Below are 24,846 nucleotides of genomic sequence, written 5' to 3' on the forward strand. Positions count from 1 at the left end.
CGGATGCACGCGCTGTGAGGCATCTGGTCGATCAGCCGCGGGATCGAACCGGGCATGGCCTCCGCGCCGGCAGGGTCGTCGCGGGCGGATCTCGATTGTGGCGCCGCAACAGTGTCTGGCGGCCCGTCGGCGGGGGTCGTCACTCAGGATGTGTGCTGGGATCCCGTGGTGCGGGCGATGAATCCTGCACGGCCTTCCCCGACGGGATGCTGCCATGCGTCACCCGCGCTGCGCTCGGCAGCCAGACAGCGCAGCTGGAGAAGGCCAAGGCTCAGGAAGTAGCGGTCGGCCAGGGAGACTTTCCCTGGCTGCACTTGTCGTGCACTCATCCATTCCATCAACATGGCGGCCGCGTGGCGGGCCATCCAGGGACGGGAAAGGTCTGCTTCAGACTCCAGCCCACCGGTCGCACGGTGCCACATCTGATCGACGGCTGTCCGCACCTCTTTACGCAGGTCGCGAAGCTCTTCCTGGCTCGTCCCGAGAAGCAGTTCGAAACGCTTCTCGGGAGAGGTCTCCTCATGGCGGCCCATCTGGGATGAGTGAGAGATGGCCGCGTACTCCCATACCGCAAGGACGTCCCCGTCATACGGGGTGCAGTCGAAGGCCAGCACTGCTGAAAGGTCGGCCATGAACTCGTGATCGTCCTCGGGCAGGCGAAACATGTTCAGCCCCACGAGGACGCCGATGAGCCGCTCGTCGACCTCTCGCTGCGAAGCACCAGCAAGGTCCGGAAGACGTCGCAGGTTGCTCCTCATCTGGCGCACCAATCGGCCGCCCTTGGCCAGTTCGGTCCGAGCCTCGGCTTCCGCCGCCTCGTACTCCTGCCCGAGAACTGACTCCCACCCTTCAGGAACACGTGCCGCGGCCCGTGCGACCACCTTCTCGTTACGGAGACGGCCTTTGAAGTACGCGCGCGCAATCGCAATCTTGAGCGCCGTCTCTGGGACATCGGCGCCTTCGAAGAACGCAAGAAGTGCCAGATCGTCGCTCTTCCGTCCAGGGGTACTGTGCCGGGCGAGTGCGCAGACAAGGTCACTCGTCCCGTCCGGGTAGGCCGAGGCGGTGCCGTGCCGACCGCGATAGACACGCGTCGGTTGCGGCAGCAGGCCGCGCCGACGCCATCGCTCAAGCTGACTCGCGCTGACCGCATAGCCCTGCGCGCGGGCATGCTGCATCAGCTCCATATCAGCCCTGCTGGGTTCACTTCGAGGCATGCACAAGACGCTACGAAAGACACCACGACAGCTTCCGCACCCACCGCGCGGGGGTCTATCTAGCAGTACGCTGCGTTCAGTTTCTCAGCGCATCGTGCGCTCCTGGCAATCTCGGTTCGTCACAAGCAGCTTGTCGGCAAGAGAAGGAAGCCTGCTTCCTCTCAAAGCCCCGCCCTGGCTGCAGCGTTCGCCCTTGCCAAGCAGCTTCGGGGACGCAGCAGAGCCTGTTATGGGGCCTCGTGGCGGGCCGAGCCGAAGCGCACCCGGAAGCGAGATGAGCGAAACGTGTGATGCCACGGGCAGAGGTCGGTTAGCGTTGTTTCGGATCCGGGTTGTCGATCGCATCGACGGCACCAGCCGCTTGGCCTTTTTATGCGCTGTCCGGGGATGCGGCTGCACCGCGCCCACCAGCAGCCTTCCTTCGTCTGTGGTCGGCCAACAGTCGGCTGCGCATCACCGGAGTACCCATGAAGGCTTCATCTGTTGCATCCGTTCCCCGCGACTTCCTCTGCGAACACACCCTCAACAAGAGCCGGGTCCTTGTCCTGCTTGCCCACCGCGGCGGCCCCGCGTCCCTGCAAGCCGTACTGACGTGCCGAGATGCAGGACTGGCGCAGCAAGCAGCACGTCTCCTGACCGCCGCTGCGGCCAACGGCGCGCTCACAACACGGGAATCGGCCGCCGCACAGAAAGTGAGCGAAGAGCTGCCGGAAGCTCCGGCCTCGTCCTTCCGACAAGCTCTTGAGCGGGCCCGTTCCGGGGAGTGGCCGACCAGTCCGCACGCCCTTTCCTCTTGGTCGGCGAACGCTCTGTCGGCAGGTGGGAGCGCGGACGGCGCTCCTGGGACTGAGCTTTCGGTGTCCGCGGTCCGTTCCCCGAAGGATGCCCGCCTTGCGGATCTGCCCGGCTCGGTCGTGCGGGTCGTCCAGCTGCGGGAGTTCCACATCTACGACGAGGACAGGGTCCTGGCAGCTGCTGCGGCCGGCGGCTGGGAGCCCATGCCGGATGAGGAGCTGGGGGACGACGATCCGAAGGACCTCGTGGGGGCGGTGATGTTCGCTGCGGAGACAACGGGCGAGCTGCCTGGCCTGGACTGGCTCACTGACGCACAGGAAGCCAGTCTGCTGCTGCCTTCGCGGGGCGACGAGGTCGCCGACTGGTCCACCGAGGCCATCCGCGTCAACTTCGGCACCGGCTGGCGGCTTCGGCAGGCTCAAAGCCCCTACAGTGCGCCGTCTGCCCGGCCCGATTCCCCGTCTCCGGACTTCGCAGCGCTGTTCCCCTTGCCCCTTGCCTGTGACTGCGGCGAGGAGGACTGCGGGAAGTGTGACTGGCAGCTGTCACCACGATCTGCAGACCTGCTGTACAGCGCGTTGGTGTGGCTGGCGGAGTCGGCGTATGACGATGCAGCCGAGTTAGGCGAGCGCCCAGTGACCGAGGACGATGACGGCACCTGGGGAGTCTTCTCCCGCCTACCAAAGGTGGCGTGGAGTCAGGGAATGCAGTGGCGACGCGGGCTGGCCCGCGCCTGCGACGACCTTGCCGGCGACCTTGCGGGCGGAAGCTGGCCTCAGCCCACCTGCGCGGCTGAGGAAATGGTCCTCCACCTCGCTCTCCAAGACGCGCCCGATCACGTGGGGACAGCGGACGAGGACCCGGCACACGCCGCTCTGCCCACTCATCGCGACGACTACGACTTCGACGCCTGCTCGGACCTCTTTTTCCAGGACCATGACGTTCTGTGGCTCTTCAGCAGCCGCTACAACCAAAACACTGCGACGTCGGACAGCGATCAGCCCCTCGTCCCGGATGCGCTCAGGCCCGACAACTGGTTCGAGGGCTTCCTCAACGTGCCCGCGCGTGCTGCCGACCGCGGATACCGCCGCTGACCCTGGCGGGCCGCTCCCTGCCCTTAGGGAGCGGCCCAGCCACTGCTCCTGGGGCCCTGAGGTCTGTCAGCCGGCCCTTCCCCCATTCCCGTAGCAGAAGGCTGTGCCCAATGAACGTGACCACTCCCCCAATGTGGGCCGATGATCAAAGATTCGAGGCGAACAAGGTTCGCCAGCTGCTGATTCCTGCTGGTGGACTTGAGGTTTCCGGGCAGAACAGGACCCTGCAGGTGTCGAGCGTCTTCGGCCGCTGGTCGGCCTGTCCTGCCGGGCAAGAGCCGGGCCCGGAGACACTGACGGCGGTACTGCCGGCAGGAGACGGCGACGTTGCCTGGCATGGGAGCCTGCAGGCCCACGTCCCGGAGACGGTCGTCGAGTCCTACAGGGGTGCCATCGGTTTCCGCCACCATGACGAGCCCAACAGCTTGCGTCGCCCACAAGTCGGTGCGCTGCATGCGGTCATGGGCCACTGGGCGTCAGGGCTTGGGGAACCGGGCATCGTGGTGATGCCCACCGGGACGGGCAAGACGGAGACCATGCTCGCTCTGCTCGTCGCAGCCCGCCCTGAGCGGTTGTTGGTGCTGGTACCCAGTGCGGCCCTGCGGGACCAGATCGCGGGCAAATTCGAAACGCTCGGCATCCTTCAGCAGGAGCGGATCGTGACCGCTGGCGCGCTGCGGCCGTGTGTGGGCCGGCTCGAGCAAGGTTTCAGGGATCCGGCCGAGGCCGAGCGGTTCGCGCGGGCGTGCAATGTCGTGGTGACCACCCCGAACATCCTGAACCGGGCCACGCCGCAGGTGAGGGCCGCGCTGCTGGGGCAGTTCTCGCATCTGATCGTGGACGAGGCCCATCACGCTCCCGCCCTCACGTGGGCAAGCGTCATCGAGGATTTCTCCGACCGGCAGGTGCTGCTGTTCACTGCCACACCGTTCAGGGAGGACGGGCGCCGGCTTCCGGGCCGGATCGTCTTCCGCTTCCCGTTGCGTGAGGCCCAGCGGGACGGCTATTTCCGGCGCATCACCTACCGGGCCGTTCTCGGGCTGCAGGACGTCGACGAAGAGCTGGCTACACACGCGGTCGCCCAGCTGCGGGGTGACCTGGACGCGGGGTTCGATCATCTACTGATGGCCCGGGCCGCCAGCATTCGCTCCGCCGAGCACATCGCAGCGATCTACCAGAGGCTGGCTCCGGAGCTGGCTCCCACCTTGGTGCACCAGAACATTGGCGTAGCGCGTCGCAAGGCAGCCATTGACGCTCTCAAGGACCGCACTTGTCGCGTCATCGTCTGTGTCGACATGCTCGGCGAGGGCTTTGACGAGCCGGCGCTAAAAATCGCTGCCATGCATGAGGCCCGCAAGAGTCTCAGCCCGATGGTGCAGTTCATCGGCCGGTTCACTCGTGCTGCGGATGGACTGGGCGAAGCCACCGTGTTCGTCGCCCAGGAGCCTCACAATGGCGCTTCGCCGCTGCGCCAACTGCTCCGGGAGGACGCCGACTGGAACCTGCTGCTGCGCGACCTGACCGACCACCCGACGGTCACCGCGGAGGAGAACGATGCCTTCGACGCGACATTCGACGGCGCTCCGGAGGAAGTCGCAGTCAGTGTGCTGGAGCCGAAGATGAGCGCCATCGCCTACCGTGCAACCACCTCGGACTGGACTCCCGAAGCAGCGCTCGCCCTGTTCCGCAGCAACGAACGCGTCCTTGACGACACCATCGCCTTGGGGGGCGAGGAACTACCCGTCGCCTGGTTCGTCGTGGAGCGCCGAACGCCCGTGCGTTGGGGTGCACCCCAGGCACTGGAGCAGGTCGTCTACGAGCTGGTGGTGCTGTACTTCGACACCACACGGCAGGTTCTGTACATCCACGGCTCGGAGAAATCAGGCAGCTACAAGGACCTCGCCGAGGCGGTCCTCGGCACGGGCTTCGAGCTGATCAACGGTGCCCGGACGTACCGGGTTCTTGCCGGCGTGGACCGGCTTGTCCCCACGAACGTCGGCCTGAAGGATTCCCGGGCCTACTTCACGCGCTTCACGATGCATGTGGGAAGCGACGTCTCGGAGGGGTTCGACACCGCCCAGGAGCACAAAAGCCAGACTCACATCGCCGCGTCCGGCTTCGATCAGGGCGAGAGTGTGGCGATCTGTGCCGCGGCCTCCGGCCGATTCTGGTCTCCTACCACCGCGCCAAGTCTGAAGGCATGGACCGAGTGGTGCGACCGGCAGGGCACGAAGCTGCTGGACAGCTCGATCAATCTGGAGCGGGTCTTCGACGGGTTCATCATTCCCGAGGACCTGACCGAGCGGCCACCCCACGTCCTGCTGGGCGTCCAGTGGCCTTGGCAGGTCTACACGGGTGCACGTGACAGGCTCACGGTCACCTACGACCAGCGAAGCTACGCGATCACCGACGTCGAATTCGAGGTGGACGACTACTCTCCCACGGGCCCGTTCCTCTTCTCCTTGACGACCAAAGACTGGCGTGTCCCCTACCAGGCGTCCTACGAGGACAAGGGGCTCGTCTACCGACCACGCGAGAAGGACGCCGTCGTCGCCTCGAGAGGTCCGAACGCACATCCGAAGCCGTTGGCGGAATGGCTGAATGCGAACAAGCCCGACCTGTTTCTCGAAGGTGACCGTCTCATCGACGACAATGGCAAACTCATCAGCCCCAACTACGAGCGGCGTCCCTTCGATGTGGCGTTGCTGACGCCGCTGGACTGGGCCGGGGTGGACTTCACCAAAGAGTCCCAGCGCGCTGAACGCCTCGTCGACTCGATTCAGTACTACGTCTCGGCTCATCTGCGGGCCACTGGTTCTTTCGACGTTCTCATTGACGACGACGGGGCAGGTGAGGCAGCGGATCTCGTCGGTCTCACGGTTGACGGGAGGCACCTGGACGTGACGCTTGCGCACTGCAAGTACTCGAAGGAGAGCGCAGGCAAGCGGGTAAAGGACCTGTACGAGGTGTGCGGTCAGGCGATGCGTGGTGCGAAGTGGCGGCGCGGACCGATGCAGCACCTCCTGGCCCACCTGCACGACCGTGCTGTGAAGTACACCCAGCGCAATAACGGAATCTCGCCTTACGACGTCGGAGACGCCAGGAAGCTGTTCGAGATCCGCGAGCAGGCCCACATGCTGACGCCCCGCTTCCACACGGTCATTGCCCAGCCCGGCCTTCAGGCGAGCCGGGCCAGCAACGACCAGCTGCTGCTCCTGGCCGGTGCGGACAAGTACGTACGGGACACCACGGCCGGTGACTTCATCGTCTACTGCAGCAGGTAGCCCAGATGCCGTGGCGGCAGGCTGCAACGCGTTACCTCGCGATGCCGGGAGCTGCCCGGCCCCGGCTGAAGCCGGGGCCCGTTGGATGGCATCAGCCGACGGGCCGCGCCTCAGAAAGAGGCGAACCGGCCCGGAGCGTCGTGCGAGAACAGTCCTGCCGGGTCGATCAGAGGAACGACGGCCTCATACAGTCGCCGCCGGCCGGGTTCACTTGGCCGTCGTGGCGCTCGGGCACAGCGAATCCGGCGCCTGCGACCAGGTCCGCAAACTAAAGTGAGGATGGCCCGCTACCGCAACGGTGTCCTATCCGCCCGTGGCATACCTCCTGAGATGCTCGCTCGGGCCCTGGATGTGGCCTGTCTGGGCAGCGCCCGCCCGCTGGGCATGTCCGGCCTGATGCTGACGCAGGGCAGCGACGAGGCCCGGCAGTTCGCGCTCGGCCTGGAGGAACGCACCCTGTCAGTCCGCGATAAGCCCGTATCGTGCACTGGCTGGACTGATTCCCCCACCTGACTGCGGCCATATCCAGTCCTATCCGAGGCTCGGTGGGGGCGGGGGGCTTCCTTCTGTCCTGTTGGTTCGGGGCGAGCGTCGCCGTCCAGCACCGAGTGCGTCACCCCAGCACAGCGGCCAGGAAGGTCAGCAGTGCCAGCGACATCGTGAAGGCGCTGGCGAACGCGATGCCACAGCGGGTCAAGACTGCGGCCTGAGAGGCGCCGTCCATGCGGGCCAGCATCCCAGCCGCGGCAGCTACAGCCAGGCAGAAGAGGACATCGACGGCCAGGATGAGGAGCACGATCGTGAGGTGGCTGTGGACGGTCATCTTGATCCTTTGAAGGTCGCGGGTGGTGAACTAGAGCGAGCTTCCGGGTTCATGCGTTCGCTCGGGTTCGAGTAGACGAGGATGAACGTGTCGGTCAGGGCCAGGCTTCCGGCGGAGGGGTGGGGGCATGCACGACGATCCACTGGATGAGCTCGCACAACAGCTGCGCATTCTCAAGGCTCAACGAGGGCTAAGCATGGGTGGTCTGCAGCATCGGTCCCAGCTGGGGAAGACCACCGTCAGTCAGGCCCTCAGTGGCAGCCGTCTGCCTTCCGAGGCGACGGTGGTGGCGCTGGCCAGGGCCTTGGGGGCTGAGGCCGAGCCGCTGCTGGCATTACGCCAGCAGGCAGGCCCCCTGCCGACGGGCCCAGGTGGGCCGTTACTTGGTGCGCGAGGGATGGCGGCGTTTGGGGAACGCTATCTGCGCTTCGTGGCGGACCGGCACAACCAACTCACTGTGGTGGGACTCGATTTGGGTCACCCAGGACGTGGCGGTTGGCCTCTCGATGCGGCGTATCTGAGTCTTGAGTTGGCGCAGGCGGAGGCTGACTGGTGGCAGGTCACGGGGGAAAGCGCGGTGGCGTCGTCAGTGGTCCGGCGTGCGGAGCAGGCGCTGGCCGGGCAGCGCCGCGTGCTGTTGAAGGGGTTCGCCGGCAGCGGCAAGACGACGTTGCTCCAGTGGCTCGCTGTGGCGACAGCGACCGGTGGTCTTCCGGAAGAGCTGGGGGACTTGCACGGGCGGATTCCGTTTGTACTCCCGCTGCGGACGCTCGTCCGGCGTGGCCGCCTGCCGCAGCCGCACGAGTTCCTGGCGGACACAGCCGCTCCGCTGGCCGATCTCCAGCCCAATGGCTGGGCCGACTCAGTTCTCTCCAGCCGGGCGCTAGTACTCGTCGACGGAGTCGACGAGGTTCCCCAGGAGCATCGGCAATCAGCAAGGCAGTGGCTCGGCGAACTGCTGTCGGCCTACGCAGACATGCGTGTGGTGGTCACAACTAGGCCTTCGGCCGTTCCAGAGGGCTGGTTGGCGAACGAGAAGTTCGCCGAACTGACGGTCCGGCCCATGAACACTATGGACACGCGCATCTTCATCGGGCGTTGGCATACCGCTGCCTGCCAGAACGCCAGCAGCGACGAGGAACAAGTACACCTGCATAACCTCGAAGCTGCTCTCCAGACGACGGTGCGTGCCCAGCGTGGCCTTTCGCAACTCTCGACGACGCCGTTGATGTGCGCGTTGATTTGCGCCCTGCACAGGGAGCGGCGAGGGCACCTCCCTCACGGGCGGATGGAGCTGTATGCGGCGGCGCTTTCCATGCTCCTGGTCCGCCGTGATCACGAACGCGGCATCGCCCTGCCTGAAGGGATCCAGCTGACCGAGCAGCAAAGTTCGCGGCTCCTGCAGCGGCTTGCCTACTGGCTGATCCGAAACCAGCAGACCGAGATGGACCATGCCACGGCTCTGGTGCTGCTGAACGATGCCTTGCCGGCCATGCCGTCGGTGGCGGCTCAAGGCAACACCGAACAGGTCTTGGCGCACCTGATCAGCCGGACCGGGCTGCTGCGCACCCCCGCCGCCGACACCGTGGACTTCGTCCACCGAACCTTCCAGGACTACCTGGGTGCTCAAGCGGCAGTCGAAAGCCACGACCTGCCCCTGCTGGTCAATCACGCCCACGACGACCAGTGGGAAGACGTTATCCGGATGGCCGTTGCGCACGCCCGCCCTCAGGAAGCCGCAGAACTGTTGAAGAAGCTCGTTGAGCGGGGCGATAGAGAAGAGACAAACCGGCCGCGTCTTCACCTGTCAGCCGCTGCAAGCCTGCCCTACGCAACGGAAATCCACCCAGACGTCCGCGGCCTGGTTGAGCAGCGAGCTAGCGCACTACTGCCTCCCCGTTCCGACCAAGAAGCCGATCTCCTCGCCACACTTGGGCCCGGAATCCTGGATCTCCTCCCACACACGGCAGACGGCCTGAAGGCCGACGAGGCGAGCGCCGTCGTGCGAACTGCGGCCACGATTGGCGGTGACCAGGCCTACGAACTGCTGCAGCAGTTCGCACGAACGCTGCCAGTGCCCGGGCACGACGCATCGCCGGACTTTGCTCTGAGCGAGGGATGGGCGAACTTCGACGCAAACGAGTACGCCCAGAACATCTTGCTACCCCGCCAGATCGGGCAGGTCTGCGGTGTCACCGTACGCACCCGTGAACAGCTCGACGCCCTGGGACTACTGTCCCCTCTCAAACGGATCGCTTTCCGTGGAACTTTCACCTCCCAGGACATATCTTCTAACCTCTTGGCCGAGCACACTCAGTGGCTGCAGATCTACGAAGGCCAGGCTCTGGACAGCGTGCAGTTCATTCGCGACCTCCCGGGTCTGCAGGAGCTCGCTCTGTCCGAATGCGAGCAGATCCAAGACCTCAACGATCTGACAGGCCTGCCACTGTCCCGGCTACGCCTCCTGCAGATGCCCGACACGCTCTCCTTTGACGCTATTGCCTCCATGCCTGCAGTGACCCACCTCGCCCTCTATACCATCCTGCCTTGGAGAGACCTGCATCAGCTGCCGGCACCCGCCGGGCTGACCGAACTGGCGCTAGGCAGATGGATTTCCGCGTCGGTCACCGGGATCTCCCGCTTCCCTCACCTGCGCATGCTCATCGTCAACCACCCGCTCGACGAGATCGAATGGGAGGAAATCGCGGCTCTGCCCCATCTGACCGAGCTGTACATCGGTGAAAGCAGCCTTGACAACGCCGCTCCCATGTTGACGATCAAGCACCTCACGGCCTACTCCGAACGCAGCGACATGCCCATCCACCTGATCCCCGAGCACTTCCCCAACCTTGAGACGCTCTCCCTCACCTGCCGCAACTGGGTCCCTGATATCACTCCCCTGCAAGAACTCCACGGGCTTCGACTGTCTCTCGCCCAGACACCGCACGCCGTTGGCCTCGACGGATTCCCGCCCAACGCCGTCACCCTCCACCCACGACCACGTACACCGGTCCTACCGAACCCGTGATCGCAAGAATTCAGTCGAGTAGCCGCTGCCTCGGATCGGACCAGAGTTTGCAACACGGTGCAGGGCCTGGCGCCAAAACAACGACAACGCAAGTAGCCCTCGACCGGGCAGAGCCCAGCTTCACGCAGGAGGAGACGACAAGCGTCGGCGTTGGCCGCAGAACTGGTCAGCGGCCGTGTGGGCACCTGTCAGTGAGTATGTAGGTACAGCGGGAGGACGCTGCGCATGAGTTGTCTCCGCGGGTCGTGAGGGCTTCGAGATTGGCCTGGCTCATGGCGGCGAAGTTGGTCGGGTAAAGGCGACCGCGCTGCGGGGGGCGAGATCGGCGGGCCGGGCAGGGAGGCGTTCGTCCTTCATGCCGAGGTAGGCGAGGGCGAAGCCGTTGATGCGTCCGCTGACGGCTCATTCGTGGAGCCGGGACCAGGCGAAGTCCTGTGCCTTGCGGTTGACGACGCCGAAGGATCGGGCCATGCGGCCGGGCATGAAGTGGGGTGCCTTGAGCGGGAGTTCTCCGGGGCTGGGCGGTCCAGGCGCGCACAGCGGCAAGAACGAGAACCCACACAGGTCAAGCTGAGGGGCGGCCGGGGCGGGAACTCCGGCGGACAGCGGGGCAAGGGCAGGAAGATAGGCCGGGCCACGGCTGCGATCCCCTGAACACCCCGCCAGGACAACGGCGGCCTGTCGGCGGGACGACGTCCCCCAGACCAGGCAGCGACCTCGGCGGACACAACAAGGCCGACGGTCACGGCCCGACGACGGCGGCGCCCGGCAAATGGTCTACGGGGCGCAGCAGGGGCCGGGCGACGTGGACGGGACAGGCTCACTTCCGGCCTCTGGCCTGCGCAGTGTCGGCGCCCGGGAGGATTTGAAGGATCGTACACCGATCTAACTGTCTTTCGGGCTACAACGCACCCCTGGAATCTCCTCTATCGAGTCCAGAGTTAGACCCATTCGCCAAATTCCACAGGGAGAATCCCATGGAAATATCGACTCCGTAGGGGATGATTCCTTCAATCCAAAATTAGACTCGCTCAACATGTACATCGAGGCCCGAATGCCCCTCCGACTAGGGCGTGAGGTCCAAGGCGTGATGCTCGTCACACTGCTTCGCTTGGTCAACCACAGTGCGAGTCAGGCACTGACTTAAGCGAACCAAATGGAGATCATCATGTACCCCAACCCGTTCGAGCTCACCCACGCAAGGCAGCTCTTCTCACCCAGCAGGGTATACCTCGATACCGCAACGTATGGCCTCGCAAGCGAAGACACAGCCCACGCAATTACGAACGGAGTTGCGCAGTGGCGGGAAGGAACGGGAACCTTGCAGGAATACGACGCAGCCGTCGACGAAAGTCGAGCCTCATATGGCTTCATCGTAGGAAGCCAGGATGTTGCCGTCGGTGGTACGACGGCGAACTTCATGGCGATGGTCGCCGCCTCGCTCCCTCCCGGCGGTGAGGTACTCCTGGCCCTCGAGGACTTCACCTCCGTCACGTGGCCCTTCCTCGTCCGAGAGACGATGCAGGACGGATGCAGGGTGCGGGCTGTGCCCCTTGCGCAACTGGCCGAGGCAGTAACTGGAAAAACTCGGCTGATCGCTGTAAGTGCCGTCCAGTCCCGTGACGGGACAGTTTCCGACTTGGATGCAGTAAAGGAGGCTGCGGCAATACATCAGGCAAGGACGCTCATCGACGTAACACAGGCCGCCGGATGGTTTCCCATCAATGCGAATAGCTTCGACTTCGTTGTGTGCTCGAGCTACAAGTGGCTTCTCACACCTCGAGGTGTCGCCTTCATGACAGTCAGCAAAGAGGTGATCGCTTCAATGCCGCCTACTTCGGCGAGTTGGTATGCAGGTAGTCCCCGCGCACAGGCGCTCTACGCGAGCCAGCTCCTCCTTCCCCAGAGCGCCCACCGGTTCGACGTCAGCCCAGCCTGGCTGTGCTGGCTCGGTGCTTTGCCTGCCCTCAAGCTGATCAATAGCATTGGTGTCGACACGATCAACGCGCACAACGTGGGACTTGCCAACCGATTCCGTGCAGGGCTTAACATGCCGTCGTCCAATAGCGCCATAGTCTCTGTCACCAGCATCCCGGACGCAGAGCAGCGACTGGCAGACGCTGGCGTCAAAGCATCCGTCCGCGGAGGAGGCGTGCGACTGGCCTTCCACCTGTACAACACCGATGAGCACGTCGACATCGCCCTGAACGCCCTCACCTAATAGCAAACACCTTCTGTCTCTTGCGGGCCGCCGCTGGCGGCCCGTTTTCGCGTACGCCTACCTCGCCCGACCCCAACCTGCATCGCGATATCCATAGCGGGCTCAGGTCTCGGAAAACTGAAACAGCGCGAACGCACCCCACCCAACAGTGCTCTTGAAGCCGTGGCCGCCGTCCGCCGCAGGCGAGGCGCCCGCCCGCCGTACCCGTGGAACTCGCCGAGCTGCAGGGCTGGTTACTCGGCGCAAGGATGCATGCGAAGGGAGGGGCGACCTTCGGGTCCCTTGCCCGCCAGGCGAGCGAAGGCGGGCCGGACTACGCCGGTCGTGCCTGCACTCTGCGCCGGGCCCTGGACGGCCGGCTGCCCACCGGCACGCCGTCCCCGTGTCGCCTGCGGCGTCGGCACCAGCGCCGACGAGCCACCCGCCAAGCCGCCTCGTGCCCCGTACATGCCGAGCCCGGGGCCGCGCGCTGGCACAGCGGACGGGACGGCGCCCGGTCGACGACTGACGGGCCGCAGCCAGCCAGGGCGCGGCCGCCGCGCGGGCTGCCCGGAGAACGGCGGAGGGTAGCAACGGAGTACTGAGCGGGATGGGAGCTCGTCCTGCAGGGCTGCATCGCTTCGAGCGCCGCTCCCAGCTGCATAGCCGCCCGAACTTCAATGGCACCAACTACAGCTCGGCCCTTCCTGCGCACGTCAATAGCCCGCGCGGCCTAAGCGTTCTCAGCCCATCCGCGGCGTTCTCAATCAGCATGCGGGACAGCAGGTCAGGAAGGCTCCTCCCAGAAGAAGGTAGCCGCCATTGCGTCTCAGTACATCTGTAAGACCGCAGGCCGGATGGGCAGCACTACCTCAACCACAGTGAGAACTCACAGCCGCCCGGACTCGTCGAGGCCAGGGGGCGGACGGTGATCCAGTGCGGCAGGAACGCATCGGCGTCGATGCCCCGGTAGTAGGGATCCGGGGCGGTGATCAGCTCGGCGCGGGCTGACAGGACCAGCTGCTTCCCGTCCTCGGGCATGCTCTCGAATTCCTGGAGCGCCTCTGCCGTCCAGTCCATCTTCCAGGGCGGGAGTGGGAGCTCATCAGTCACCGACCGGGCTCCACGACAGCCGCTTGGCGGCGCAGCCGGCTGTACTCGGCCAGGAGCCGGGCGGACTCCTCGGGGTCCTCGGACTTCGCGGCGCGGGCTTCGAGGTCGCGCAGGTGGGCTTCAAGGCCTGGGTCGCGGGCGATTGCGTACTGGGTCCACCACAGTCGCATGAAGGCCGGTACCGGGGTGAGGTTGAAGGCGTCACCGATCGCGCGGCGCCAATGGGCCTCGAAGTCCGGCAGCAGATGCGGGGCGTGTTCCTGGATGGCCAGGCGCAGGGCCTGCGGGGTGCGTTCGGGCATCGGCGGCACCTGGCGGGGCCTATCGCCGCCGGGGCCGTCGAAGTGGACGGGCTGCGCTGTCATGACGAAGGGACTCCTGGTCTGCCTGCGGTCCGGCCCTTTCAGGCGGCACTCTGGTCGGCGCCGGGGGCCGACGGGCGCTGTGCCATGTACTGCTCGAACCACTCGGCCGGCACCAGGTAGGCCAGGGTCTTGCCCTTGCGGGTGATCGCGGCAGGCTCCCCCGCGATCCGGGTGCGGTCGAGGATCTCGCCCATCTGCTTGCGGAGGTCGATCGTCGTGTACGTCTTCGGCTCCATCCCCCCAACCTACCCCAACTATCATAGTTGCGATAGTTCATCTCCACACACAAACCCCCTGCCAGACAGATCGCCCACGGCACCCTCGAACCATCCCCACAAACACGAGGTCGACTCCCTGGAGACCGACACCCTCACGCAGGGGCACAAAGCCACACGCGGAACCGACAACGGCCAGGAGCATCCCAGTCCGGACCATCCCCGCGGGCGCAGGGTCGACCCCCGGCGTTGCGTTCCGGGTTCCACCACATCCGGACCATTCCCGCGGGCGCGGGGTCGACATACGGTGCGGTGTGGCGGCGCGAACCCGCAGCGGACCATCCCCGCAGGCGCGGGGTCGACACGGGGGTTGGCCACGGCCGCGACGGCAGCCGCGGACCATCCCCGCAGGCGCGGGGTCGACACTTCCTGAGCTGCGACTCTATCGGCCAAGGTAACTCTTTTCGTTCAGTCGCTTTGGGGGCGGCCCGAGAGAAGCAGCCCATCCAAGTCGACAGGCTGCAACCGACCGTTCACTGACACCGCCTCAGCGAAGCCAATCAAATACGTAGCACAGACAGGCCGTTTGCTGTTCTGGATCTTCAACTCCCCCGCCTGAGCTGCATGTTTGCTGATGAGACTTGGGTGAGCTAACTTCGATAACGGTTCACCGGATTGCTGCGGAAGCAGCCTGCCGGTGTTGAAGTCAGGCGCCAGCGCGCCTGAGCCATATGTGGACATACAAGAATGTTGCGATTGGCCGATCTAGTTGTCGGCCGATGTCGGGCCCAGTGGCCCAAACCGGGCACAATCCTCACGGAATGTGCCCGGAAGCTCTTGGACGACGTTGCTCCGAGAGGCCCGCGCAGTACCGCAGTACCTGAGTTTCGGAGTTCCACTAACCCGATCTCAACGAAGACTCCGCGCGTGAGGCGCACGGGGGCACGGCCTAGCGGGCGCCGTGTTTGACAGGGATTTACACCTGTCTTCGTTGGGGTCGGCGTGTCCCTCAGCGGGGCCGCCTCTCTACGAAGGCGCTAGCCACTAACCGCTGAAAGAGGACCGATGAACACGACGACCATCGTCGAACTGGTGCTGAACAATCCGATGACCCCGCCGAGCCTCGCTGGGCTGATCATGGGCGGGCTGGTCCTGGCCGCTCGCGTCTCCACGTTCCGCGACGCCATCCGCGACACGAAGCCGGGTGACCGAGCAGCGATCATGGAGGCTCACAAGAATATGTGGCAGGTGCGACGGCGGCGCTGACGCGGGGTGGCCGGCTGGCTCTCTACTCCATGAAGAAGCGGGTCAGCCGGTGTACGTCTGCTCTCCCTTGATGATGCGCTTGCGCCGTCGCGGTGTCGTAGCGTCGGACGGCCCGCCTTACCGTCACCGTCACGCGGTGACCCCTCCTGAACGCGAACGCTGCTCGCTCCATGGCCGTGACACTGAACATCGCGATCGGGCAGTACCTCACGAACACTCGCCGCCCCGGCAGGCTGGGCAAGGACCCGCGCCGGGGGCAGCGGCGGGCCGCCGCGATCGTCCCCGAGCAGAACCCGGGGACGCTGGGGTGGACGGTCGACTGACAGCGGCACTACGCCTACCTCGCGCAGCTCCCGGCCGAAGGCGCACACTTGACGGCCGGCGTCCCTGGTGTCCTGGTTGGCCCCCACCGACCTCGAGGCGCCTCCACCGACCGGCTCATCCTCGCTGGCATCGTCACCGGCAATGCGTCAGACCGTCCTCCTACTCACTCTGACATCGCCGTAACCCGCCCTTTGCGCCTTGATGACACCGCGCTCGCCTCACGCGCCGGTGGCGGCGAGTCGCAGCGCCGAAGAGGCGAAGGCACACTTTTCACGCGGTGGTTTCCGGGAGTCGGTATTCGTACTTGCGGGGCCGGAGGTCTTCTTCGGCGGGCTCCCAGTCGGTGTAGCGGGAGACCGTCCCTCCGCTGGCCGTGTAGGGCTCGGTGTGGGTGTCGACCCGGATGTCGCTCACGACGTAGAGATCGACGGTGTTGCCCTTGTCCCGCGCGTGGAGGACTTCGTTGATGGTCAGCTCCACGCTCGTCGCGGCGCCCATGGTGCCTTTGACCTCGACGTGGCGTTCCTCCGCGCCGCGGGTGCAGCGTAGGTCGTAGGGCTTGCGACATGGAGCAGGTCGCCGACGTCTTCGAACGGCACAACGCCGAAAGCCACGGCTACGGCTGGGACGGCCTCGCCCGGTCACTGGCCCACTCCCACATGCCCGACAACGGCGACAAAATCCAATTCTTCGGATCGGAGGCCGGCACCTTCGTCGTCACAAGCCCCGACCTCAAGGCCCTCACGGACCTGGCCGTCCTCCTGCATGCCGCCTTCCACAACCGCGAACTCCTCAGCCACTACATCCAGACGGCCGACCCACGCTTCCTCGACCGATAGAACCCACGAGCGGGGCCAGAACAGACCGGAACCCGGAGCCACCGCAAGCCGTCCCGACAGCGCCCGCACGCCCTCAATGGAGCCACCTCAGACCGGAAAAGTGGGGCCGGAACAAGGCGTTGCAGCCATACGAGTGCGTGGTGGACGTCGTACACGCGTTCCTCGCCGCTCTCGGCTAGCCATCGAAGCAGGTGCGGTACTGCGGCGGGATCGCCCATCAGCTCCAGGGCGACGGTGAACGCGGTGTGGTCGAGTCCGGTCACCTCGGACAGCCTCCGGGCGATCGGTGCCGTCCACGCGCGGGCACCGAGGCGGCCCAGCGCGAGCGCGGCACGGCCGCGCGGGGCGGCGGGGTCCTCCTCAGGAGGTCCTGGCGGTCGTCGCCGGCGAGCCCGGGCGCGGCCAACAATCGCAGCAGCACGGCGTCGCCCGGCTCGCCTAGGTGTATTGCCCAGTGAGGTTGGGGATGCGGCTGGCGGGTGGTTTGCCTGCGAGTGCGGTGTGTCCGCGGTGGTGATTGTAGGTGTGCAGCCATTGCGGGAACGCGTCGCGTCGTTCCTGTTCTGAGCGGTAGGGGCGGGCGTAGGGCCACTCGTCGAGGAGGGTCCGGTTGAGGCGTTCGACCTTGCCGTTGGTCTGCGGCCGGTAGGGCCGGGTTCGTTTGTGGGTGATCCCGGCCGCCGCCAGTGCGTCGCGCCAGAGGTGGGACTTGTAGCAGGAGCCGTTGTCGGTCAGGACGCGTTCGACGGTGATCCCGCACGAGGTGTAGAAGGCCTGGGCCCGCTGCCAGAAGCCGGTGGCGGTCTCCTTCTTCTCGTCGGCGTGGATCTCCGAGTAGGCGAGGCGGGAGTGGTCGTCAACGGCGGTGTGGATGTACTGGTAGCCGGCTCTGGACTTCTTTTTGCGGCCCGCCGGGCGACCGAGGACCTTGTGGCCGCCGCCGTCGGGGATGTTGCCGAGCTTTTTGATATCCACGTGCACCAGTTCGGGTTTCTCGCGTTCGTAGCGGCGTATGACGGTGCCGGAGGCCCGGTCCAGGTGAGTGAGGCGGGCGATTCGGTAGCGGGTCAGGACGCGGTGCACGGTCGAGGCCGGGATGCGCAGGAGTCCGGAGATGCGGGCCGGTCCCCAGCGTCGCAGGACGCGGATCTTGATGATCCGGCGTTCGGTGCGGGTGGGGGTCCGGCGCGGGCTGTGGTGCGGGCGGGAGGACCGGTCGGCCATCCCGGCCTCTCCGAGCATCCGGTACCGGTCCGCCCACCGCTGGGCGGTGGTGGGCGAGACCTGGAAGCGTTCGGCTGCCCTGCGGTAGGTCCAGCCGTCCACGACCACGCAGCGGGCCAGCCGCAGACGTCCGGTCTCGGTCAGGGGTGCATTACGGTGGGGCACGAGGGCCTTTCGGTCGGTGTAGACGTCGCAATCCACACCGAACCCGGAAGGCCCTCACCCGTTCAAGAAGCCTCAGCCGAGACCTGCGTCACCCGTCCACAACCTCCCGGGACAGAACACCAGGCTTCGCAGGAGCCAGGTGAGGTAGGGGCGGAAGGCCGTGTGGTCCGTGTCCGATCGGTACAGTTCCTCGACCGCCCCGGCGAGGGGGCCGGGCCGGTCGGTATTCGGCGAGTGCAGCGCGTACAGCGCGGTCCACGGGTCGTCGGCGCACAGAGCGGCGCGGAGACGTACCCGGACGGTGTCGTGATCCCCCATGCGAGAAGTATCGGCCACGAACGGGGGGGCAGCGGATGCGGCAGGCGAAGCGGCGCCTGGGCGCGGGCTCGATGCACATGCCGCGGTTCTCCGAGACGTCGGTCTACGTCGGATTCGACGACGGGGCTCCGGTGTGGAACGGCGCGACACGGCCAGGGACCGGCCCCGCAGTGCGGGGCCGGTCCCTGGCCGTTGGTTCAGTCGGTGCCGCTAGGGCGCCTCTTTCGGATCCCGCCGGGCCCGCCTAGCCGCTCAGGCCCTAGTAGTGCTTTGTTACTGGGTCTTGTCACGTCGGGTGTTCGGTAGTTCGCTGGTTGTATGAGGGCTGGGGAGCTTGCTGCGGTGCGGGGCCGGTTGGAGGAGTTCGCCTCCGAAGTGTTCGCGCCGTTGGTGCGGCGGGACTGGCTGGAGAAGGGCCAGTTGTATCTGCGGGGCCTGCTGTTGGACGGCCGACGCAAGTCGATGCAGCCGATGGCCGAGCGTCTCGGGGTGGACCATCAGCGGTTGCAGCAGTTCATGACGTCCTCGACCTGGCCGGTCGAGGACGTGCGGGCTCGGCTGGCATGGCGGGCGGTACGGGCGGTGCGGCCCGAGGTGTGGGTGGTGGACGACACCGGTTTCCCCAAGGACGGCACCGCATCACCCGGGGTGGCGCGACAGTACTCGGGCACGTTGGGCAAGGTCGGCAACTGCCAGATCGGTGTCAGTGTCCACGCCGCTTCCGACATAGCCTCGTGCCCACTGTCCTGGCGGCTGTTCCTGCCCGAGAGCTGGGACAGGGCCGAGGCGGCCGGGCGGCGCAAGGCCTGCCGGATCCCCGATACCGAGCACCACCGCCCGAAGTGGGAGCTCGCGCTGGAGATGCTTGACGAACTGGCCGGCGCTGGTCTGCGGCCCGCCGCGCTGGTCGCGGACACCGGTTACGGCGCGAACGCCGATTTCCGCCACGGCCTGGAGGACCGGGGTCTGGCCTACGTGCTGCAGGTCAAGAGCGAGATGACCGCCCACGGCAAGGACGCCGAACCGCACCAGCCCGCCTATAGCGGGCTCGGGCCGCGCCCGCTGCCGCGCTACCGCACCCGCCCGGTCTCCTTACGCGAACACGTGATGGCCGCGGGCCGAGACCGGGGAGGGACCCTGACCTGGCGCAAGGGCTCCAAGGCGGCGATGAGCTCGCACTTCGTGCTCCTGCGGGTCCGCCTCGCCGGCCGACGGCCCAAACCCGCCGCCGACGGCACGATCCCGCTCAGCTGGCTGATCGCCCAGTGGCCCGAGGACGAGGCCGAGCCGGTGAGGTACTGGGTCTCGAACCTGCCCGACGACATTCCCGCCAAGGACCTGGTCCGCCTGGCGAAGTCCCGCTGGCGGATCGAGCACGACTACCGCGAGCTGAAAACCTGCCTGGGCCTGGACCACTTCGAGGGCCGATCCTTCGTCGGTTGGCACCGGCACGTCACCCTCGTGACCGCAGCCCATCTGTTCCTGACCGAACAGCGGAGGACCCCAAAAGCCCCTGCCAGGGCCTGACCCTCTACCAGGCCCTGGACCTCCTCCAACACCTCATCGCCACCTGGACCGGCACCTGCCCCACCTGCCAACAAACCGTCCCCCGACAGCCCTACGACACCAGCTAACAAAGCACTACTAGGAGTTGTCGTCAAAGTGTCACGCCCACATCAGGAGCGAGGCGAGGGTGACGGCTGCTTGGTAGGCCTGGGCGGTCTTGTCGTATCTGGTCGCGATGCCGCGCCATTGCTTGAGTCGGTTGAAGCACCGTTCCACCACGTTGCGGTGCTTGTAGACCTGCTTGTCGAAGGCCGGCGGCCGGCCGCCCCGGCTGCCGCGCCGCGCACGGTTGCGGACCTGATCGGACCGTTCCGGGATCGTGTGCGTGATGCCGCGGCGCCGCAGCCAAGTACGGATGGCCTTCGAGCTGTAGCCCTTGTCGCCGATGACGTGGTCGGGCCGGATGCGCGGTCGGCCCGGTCCGGTCCGGGGCACTCGTATCGCGTCCATCACGGCGGTGAACTGGGTGCAGTCGTTCGTGTTCCCACCGGTCAGGACGAACGCGAGGGGTCTGCCCGTGCCGTCGCAGGCCAGGTGGATCTTGCTGGTCAGTCCGCCGCGGGACCGGCCGAGGGCCGGGCTGCGGAGCCCCCTTTTCGGGCCCCGGCCGCGTGCTGGTGGGCACGGACAACGGTGGAGTCCACCGAGACCAGCCACTCGATGTCGCCTGCCGCGTCTGCTTGCGCCTGCGCGGCCTGGAGCATCCGATCGAAGGTTCCGTCAGCTGCCCACCTGCGGAAACGGGTGTGGAGGCTGGCCCACGACCCGTACCGGTCAGGCACGTCCCGCCAGGCGACCCCGGTCCGGAACTTCCACACGATCCCGTTCAGGATCGTCCGGTCGTCCAGCCGCGGCCGCCCCAGCACAGGCCGAGGCAGCAACGGCTGCACCAGTTCCCACTCGGCGTCCGACAGTTCATGGCGACGTATCACCCAACCATGATCCACAATGCAAGATCACTTTGACGACAGACCCTAGCCCCTCAGGCTGCTCAGCCCGCCCCAGCCCCTCAGGCCCTCAACAGCCCCTCAAGCTTGTCGAAGCCCTGGGACCAGCCCTCGTCGTGCAGGGCGAGCCGCCCCGCGGTGGCGAAGCCGCCCTGCACGAAGACGAGCCGGGTCGAGCCCGTGCCGTCGTCGTGCAGCTCCAGGATCACGATCGTCTCCCGGTCATCGGGGTCAGGGTCTTCCCAGCAGAAGGTGTACGACAGCAGGGCGGGCGGCTCCACTTCCAGGAATTCGCCGGTGAGGAAGAAGGAATCCCCTTCGGGCGGCTGCATCTCGATCCGATAGACCCCACCGGGCCGCAGATCGCTTTCCACCCGGGGAATGCCGAACCCGTCCGGCCCCCACCATTTCGCCAGCTCCACGGGATCGGTCAGGGCCTGGAACACCACCCCGGGCGCTGCCGGGAACGTCCGCACCATACGGAGCCTGAGCGCACCATCCTGAGTCATCACGCCCCCTGACATGCGGCAGCAACAGCGGACCCCTCCATGGTAGAAGCCCGGACCCACCCTGTCGCAGGTACGCGCAGCACTGCTCGTAGCTGACCCTGGGTTCACAGGTGGGCCAGTTCAGTCGGTCAAGACCTGGACGGTGCGGTGCCGCCCCAACGCCTCCTCCACCACCGGCACGACCGCATCCGGCATACCGGCGTCGGGGGCGCTCACAGCCGGATCCGGCAGGCCGGCAGCCGCCTGAAAGAAGGGCAAAGACACCCAGTTCGGCGACGACGGCAACACCTCGACGGCGGCCCCGGACGCAACACCTGTATCCACCCCCCTCACCGGCCCCGGCTGCAGCATGCTCAGGGCAGTGGCGGGCCGGCACGATCCCGCCGCTGCCCTCGCCCTGGCGGGGGAAGTCCCCGGCGCCCGCCTCCGGAACCGCGCGCCGGGCCGGCCGGCCTCCCGGACAGGCCGACCCGCCGGGACAGGGCTGCTACCCGCACCAGGCCGCGGACGCCGTCCTGCCTGCCTGGAGGCGGGACTGTCGGGCGGTGGGGTTTCCGACAGTTACTCGACTGCCAGGGCGAATACGACGAAGGCCAGGAATCCCAGGACCGCGGCCACGACGGCACCAACAGCGACCGTGGCGGCACCATAGACCAGCGCCTTGAACCAAAACTCCCGCAGTCGGCCGATGGCCGTGTCGGTGCGCCAGCCTGACGGGATGTCGATGCGTCCTTCGGCGAACTCCAGTGTGGCCCTGCCCACGTCCCCGGCATGAAAGTAGTAGGAGGTCGGGCCTGACCCCCACGTGCCCAGGCTCTGCCCGCTCGACGTGCGGACGCGGACATCCGCCCGACGAGCAGCGTCCGGCAGCCACACTTCACGCACCGGCCACAGCTTCGCGACCTTCCTGCTACTCAGCCACTCCTGATCCTGGCGCTCCGGCTCGGGTGCACCAGGATTCGGCGTACTCGGCACGCTTCCCCCTCGACGCGGCAGACCTCCAGTACACACCCGCCGTCCAATCCACCGACAGACCACGCACGCTGCTTCGTTCCCCTGGCTTGATGATCGAGGAGGGGGGCGAGGGATTGAGCGAGCGCCGCTCGGTGCGTGCTCCAACGCGCGGGTGGAGGCCCGCCATCCGGCGCGGGCGCGGCCTTCCAGGGAGCGGGCTCCGGGGGCGCGGGCGGCTTGCTCGAAAGCATCGGCGGCCGCCCGGACGCGGTCGCGGACGAGCGCCGGGGAGTGTGCGGCGGCGACGGCTAGGAGGTCGCCGAGGGCGGCGACATCACCCGCGCTGGAGGCTTGTCCGGCGCGGCCCAGGAGTGCGGAGGCCTCCCGGATCCGGTGCTCGGCCAGCGCCCAGTCCGCGGGGGTGACGTGCGGGGTGAAGCGCTCGCGGACCCGGGGCAGGGACAGGTCGTAGGCGAGGGTCGAGTCGGCGAACCACACCGGACGGGACCCTCGGTCCGCGCGGTCGCCGGGCAGGGCCACCGAGTACCCGACGAGGGTGCCGTCGTCGCCGTGGCGCTCGCGTACGGGCAGGCCCGCGTCGCGGAGCCGGTCGAGGAAATCGGTGTCGCCCTGCGCGAGCGCGGCCGCGCTGCGGACGGTGCGCTGCGGGGACTCCCGGGCGGTCTCGGCGAGGCCGCGGCGGGCCGCCTTCGCCGTCTCCCCGGTGACCGGGCTGCGGCGCGCGGTGCGGTCCAGGGGTGACATCGGGGTCAGGCCCCAGCGGGCTTCGAAGACGCGGGCGGCGGTGTGCATGGCGAGGATGTCGCCGCGCAGCCGGGGGTGGCGGCCGTCCTGTCGAGCGAGGGTGGCGAGGATGTGGATGTGGTCGGTGGCGTGGCGTACGGCGATCCACCGGCAGGCGTGTTCGTCGCCGTGTTCGGCGGCCCCGGCGGCGTGCACCATGGCGGCGGCGACCTGTGCCCACTGGTCGTCGAACAGGATGGGGTCGTCGGGGTGGTTGCGGACCGAGACATGCCACACGTGTTCCGCCGGCCGTACGCCGCGCAGCGCTTCGACGGGGGCGTCCAGGAGCAGTGCCAGGTCCGCGCGCGTGATGCGTTCCGGGTGGCGGGCCGGGCACGGCAGGTCCGGATCCCAGCCGGCGACGAGGTGCAGGTCGGTGTGTTCGTCGCGCTGCCCGGGGCCGAAGAGGTAGTCCAGGAGCTCGGCGGTCGTCGACCCGCCCGCAGCTTTCTTCGGCATCACGAGCGGGGGCGCCTCTCCCGCATCACCTGGGCCGTGGCCGCATTCACCCGGGCCACCGCCCCCAGCGCCTCCTCCAACACCCGCACAGCCGCGTCAGGGAGACCAGCACCCGGTATGCCCACGGCCGGATCCGGAACCCCGGCACCGGGCGGGGCCGCCGTGGTCAGGGCGCGCAGCGCGGTGACGGTCTCGTGCAGGTGCACCCGGGCCGCGACCAGCTCGCGCAGGACGTCCCCCGCGTCCTGGGACACCGGCACCAGGACCTCTTGTCTTGTGCGACTGCCATCACCTGCCGTCCCGCCCACGACGCGGGCGACATCCCCTCCCGGCCGGCTGCCAGCCGCACGACCTCCAGCTCCGTCTCGTTGAACGACAGATTCACCCGCCGTCCGCGGGGTTCGGACGTCAGCCGCTCACGGCGCCGCACCCCGCCACCAGCGCCACCAGGTTCTGCGACACCCACCGGAAATCGCTCCCGGAAAAGCCGTCCTCAGGGCCCGGCGAATGGGCGAATTCCAGAGGTCGTTGCAACAGTGCAGTGATCACCGATGTGTGGTGGCGAGCAGTTTAGACAGGTGCTCGGCTGGGGTTTCCCAGCCGAGCGTCTTGCGTGGGCGGCTGTTGAGTTCGGCAGCGACTGCGTCGAGGTGGTCCCGGGTGTGGCCGGACAGGGTGCTGCCCTAGAGACTGCCCGATTCGCGACCAGCGTACGGGCCCCTATCTCTCGCCCCATGGCAGCTCCAGCCCAAAGCCGCTCCCGCCGACCTCATCGGGCCCGTGTGCGATCGTCACGCCTCCCAGGTACGTTGAGCCGTCAGCCGAGGGAGAACGCTCGCGAGGGAGGCGCCCCGCAACGCGTGGCTGCGGGGCGCCGATCCACTTTCGCAACGGGCCCTAGTGGGGTTTAGTCGACCGTCTGCCCGTCGTACATACCGCCCCTGCAGGTCGGGAGCACGGGCGTCGACCGGTCGATCGTTCCGCCGTTGTCCGTGCACTCACCCGGGGTGACGCTCCCGGCGATGGCGGTGGCGGTGGCGGCGGTGGCGGCGCCTGTGAGGCCGAGTCCGGCGAGGGCTGCCGTGGCGAAGACCGCGGCGAGGATTCGTCGAATGCGCATTTGGTTCGCCTTTCACAGATTGCCTCGGTTGGGGCACTAGCCAGCTTGATCTTCACCCATGTGGGTGGCACGTTATGTTGGGCCATCTGGGTGACAGTGTTGTCGGGTGCGGGGTCGGTAACGCGACCCGTCAGAGCGGATGAAAGCCCGTGCCACATCCGTCCCAGAAAGAGCGGATCCCAGCGGTCAAGAGCAGTCAAACGCGACGCCTCGCGAT

The 24,846-nt window shown here is 67.0% G+C and carries 22 protein-coding genes and 1 pseudogene; 9 read left to right on the top strand and 14 right to left on the bottom strand.

The genetic code is table 11. The annotated features are described in order from the left end of the window. Positions 1-143 precede the first annotated feature (143 nt). Positions 144-1,187 (bottom strand): hypothetical protein, encoded by a 1,044-nt coding sequence (locus tag OG594_RS46585; protein WP_266609035.1) that lies wholly within the window; start codon positions 1,185-1,187, stop codon positions 144-146. Positions 1,188-2,074: 887 nt separating this feature from the next. Between OG594_RS46585 and OG594_RS46590 the strand changes: the two genes are divergently transcribed. From OG594_RS46590 to OG594_RS46600, 3 genes are all read left to right on the top strand, one after another. After that, positions 2,075-3,106, top strand: coding sequence for a hypothetical protein (locus tag OG594_RS46590; RefSeq protein WP_266609037.1), 1,032 nt, complete (start codon positions 2,075-2,077; stop codon positions 3,104-3,106). A 110-nt stretch (positions 3,107-3,216) separates the two neighbouring features. Next, the gene (locus tag OG594_RS46595) at positions 3,217-6,390 is read left to right on the top strand and encodes a DEAD/DEAH box helicase (RefSeq protein WP_266609039.1); all 3,174 of its coding nucleotides are present in this window, start codon (positions 3,217-3,219) and stop codon (positions 6,388-6,390) included. A gap of 279 nt (positions 6,391-6,669) precedes the next feature. Further along, the gene (locus OG594_RS46600) at positions 6,670-6,903 is read left to right on the top strand and encodes a hypothetical protein (protein WP_266609041.1); all 234 of its coding nucleotides are present in this window, start codon (positions 6,670-6,672) and stop codon (positions 6,901-6,903) included. A gap of 100 nt (positions 6,904-7,003) precedes the next feature. On the opposite strand, the gene OG594_RS46605 is transcribed toward OG594_RS46600, so the two are convergent. Continuing rightward, positions 7,004-7,213: a hypothetical protein gene (locus OG594_RS46605; protein WP_266609043.1), complete on the bottom strand. Its 210-nt coding sequence runs from the start codon at positions 7,211-7,213 to the stop codon at positions 7,004-7,006. A gap of 127 nt (positions 7,214-7,340) precedes the next feature. Here OG594_RS46605 and OG594_RS46610 point away from each other — a divergent pair, with 127 nt between their 5' ends. Next, the gene (locus OG594_RS46610; RefSeq protein WP_266609045.1) at positions 7,341-10,241 is read left to right on the top strand and encodes an NACHT domain-containing NTPase; all 2,901 of its coding nucleotides are present in this window, start codon (positions 7,341-7,343) and stop codon (positions 10,239-10,241) included. A gap of 1,156 nt (positions 10,242-11,397) precedes the next feature. Continuing rightward, positions 11,398-12,462, top strand: coding sequence for an aminotransferase class V-fold PLP-dependent enzyme (locus tag OG594_RS46615; RefSeq protein WP_266609047.1), 1,065 nt, complete (start codon positions 11,398-11,400; stop codon positions 12,460-12,462). A gap of 846 nt (positions 12,463-13,308) precedes the next feature. Here OG594_RS46615 and OG594_RS46620 read toward each other — a convergent pair. Genes OG594_RS46620 through OG594_RS46630 form a run of 3 tightly spaced genes read right to left on the bottom strand, consistent with a single transcriptional unit; the run spans position 13,309 to position 14,155 of the window. Beyond that, the gene (locus OG594_RS46620; RefSeq protein WP_266609049.1) at positions 13,309-13,554 is read right to left on the bottom strand and encodes a hypothetical protein; all 246 of its coding nucleotides are present in this window, start codon (positions 13,552-13,554) and stop codon (positions 13,309-13,311) included. Beyond that, positions 13,551-13,919, bottom strand: coding sequence for a DUF6247 family protein (locus OG594_RS46625; RefSeq protein WP_266609051.1), 369 nt, complete (start codon positions 13,917-13,919; stop codon positions 13,551-13,553). The genes OG594_RS46620 and OG594_RS46625 overlap by 4 nt, the downstream gene beginning before the upstream one ends. A gap of 38 nt (positions 13,920-13,957) precedes the next feature. After that, complete coding sequence (locus tag OG594_RS46630) at positions 13,958-14,155, bottom strand: type II toxin-antitoxin system Phd/YefM family antitoxin (RefSeq protein ID WP_266609053.1); 198 nt, start codon at positions 14,153-14,155, stop codon at positions 13,958-13,960. A 1,044-nt stretch (positions 14,156-15,199) separates the two neighbouring features. On the opposite strand from OG594_RS46630, the gene OG594_RS46635 reads away from it, so the two are divergent. Continuing rightward, a complete protein-coding gene (locus OG594_RS46635; RefSeq protein WP_266609054.1) occupies positions 15,200-15,400 on the top strand; it encodes a hypothetical protein in 201 nt (66 codons plus the stop codon). A gap of 170 nt (positions 15,401-15,570) precedes the next feature. Then, positions 15,571-15,723, top strand: coding sequence for a hypothetical protein (locus OG594_RS46640; protein WP_266609056.1), 153 nt, complete (start codon positions 15,571-15,573; stop codon positions 15,721-15,723). 271 nt (positions 15,724-15,994) lie between these two features. Here the strand turns inward: OG594_RS46640 and OG594_RS46645 are convergent, their stop codons facing one another. Continuing rightward, entirely contained in the window at positions 15,995-16,369 is a 375-nt protein-coding gene (locus tag OG594_RS46645) for a DUF3883 domain-containing protein (RefSeq protein ID WP_266609058.1), read from the bottom strand. Between OG594_RS46645 and OG594_RS46650 the strand changes: the two genes are divergently transcribed. After that, entirely contained in the window at positions 16,291-16,563 is a 273-nt protein-coding gene (locus tag OG594_RS46650; RefSeq protein WP_266609060.1) for an Imm51 family immunity protein, read from the top strand. The genes OG594_RS46645 and OG594_RS46650 overlap by 79 nt on opposite strands. 438 nt (positions 16,564-17,001) lie before the next feature. On the opposite strand, the gene OG594_RS46655 is transcribed toward OG594_RS46650, so the two are convergent. Both OG594_RS46655 and OG594_RS46660 read right to left on the bottom strand, forming a co-directional pair. Then, positions 17,002-17,952 carry an IS481 family transposase gene (locus OG594_RS46655; RefSeq protein ID WP_266609062.1) on the bottom strand — a complete coding sequence of 317 codons (951 nt, stop codon included), beginning with the start codon at positions 17,950-17,952 and terminating at the stop codon, positions 17,002-17,004. A 72-nt stretch (positions 17,953-18,024) separates the two neighbouring features. Continuing rightward, entirely contained in the window at positions 18,025-18,270 is a 246-nt protein-coding gene (locus OG594_RS46660; protein WP_266609064.1) for a hypothetical protein, read from the bottom strand. Positions 18,271-18,588: 318 nt separating this feature from the next. Between OG594_RS46660 and OG594_RS46665 the strand changes: the two genes are divergently transcribed. Next, the gene (locus OG594_RS46665; protein ID WP_266602145.1) at positions 18,589-19,797 is read left to right on the top strand and encodes an IS701 family transposase; all 1,209 of its coding nucleotides are present in this window, start codon (positions 18,589-18,591) and stop codon (positions 19,795-19,797) included. Positions 19,798-19,935: 138 nt separating this feature from the next. On the opposite strand, the pseudogene OG594_RS46670 reads toward OG594_RS46665, so the two are convergent. The 6 genes and pseudogenes from OG594_RS46670 to OG594_RS46695 all read right to left on the bottom strand — a co-directional run bounded on the left by OG594_RS46670 (position 19,936) and on the right by OG594_RS46695 (position 24,629). Further along, positions 19,936-20,765, bottom strand: a pseudogene (locus tag OG594_RS46670) (IS5 family transposase). Positions 20,766-20,845: 80 nt separating this feature from the next. Beyond that, complete coding sequence (locus OG594_RS46675; protein ID WP_266602481.1) at positions 20,846-21,262, bottom strand: SRPBCC domain-containing protein; 417 nt, start codon at positions 21,260-21,262, stop codon at positions 20,846-20,848. A gap of 591 nt (positions 21,263-21,853) precedes the next feature. Beyond that, positions 21,854-23,509: a hypothetical protein gene (locus tag OG594_RS46680; protein ID WP_266602479.1), complete on the bottom strand. Its 1,656-nt coding sequence runs from the start codon at positions 23,507-23,509 to the stop codon at positions 21,854-21,856. Continuing rightward, complete coding sequence (locus OG594_RS46685) at positions 23,509-23,769, bottom strand: hypothetical protein (protein ID WP_266602477.1); 261 nt, start codon at positions 23,767-23,769, stop codon at positions 23,509-23,511. Before OG594_RS46685 ends, OG594_RS46680 begins: the two co-directional genes overlap by 1 nt. Positions 23,770-23,917: 148 nt before the next feature. Next, on the bottom strand, positions 23,918-24,058 hold the full coding sequence (locus OG594_RS46690) for a hypothetical protein (protein WP_266602475.1): 141 nt from the start codon (positions 24,056-24,058) through the stop codon (positions 23,918-23,920). Between the two features lie 358 nt (positions 24,059-24,416). Then, positions 24,417-24,629: a hypothetical protein gene (locus OG594_RS46695; protein WP_266602473.1), complete on the bottom strand. Its 213-nt coding sequence runs from the start codon at positions 24,627-24,629 to the stop codon at positions 24,417-24,419. Between the last annotated feature and the right edge of the window lie 217 nt (positions 24,630-24,846).

It is taken from the genome of Streptomyces sp. NBC_01214 (assembly GCF_026340975.1).
Classification (GTDB): domain Bacteria; phylum Actinomycetota; class Actinomycetes; order Streptomycetales; family Streptomycetaceae; genus Streptomyces.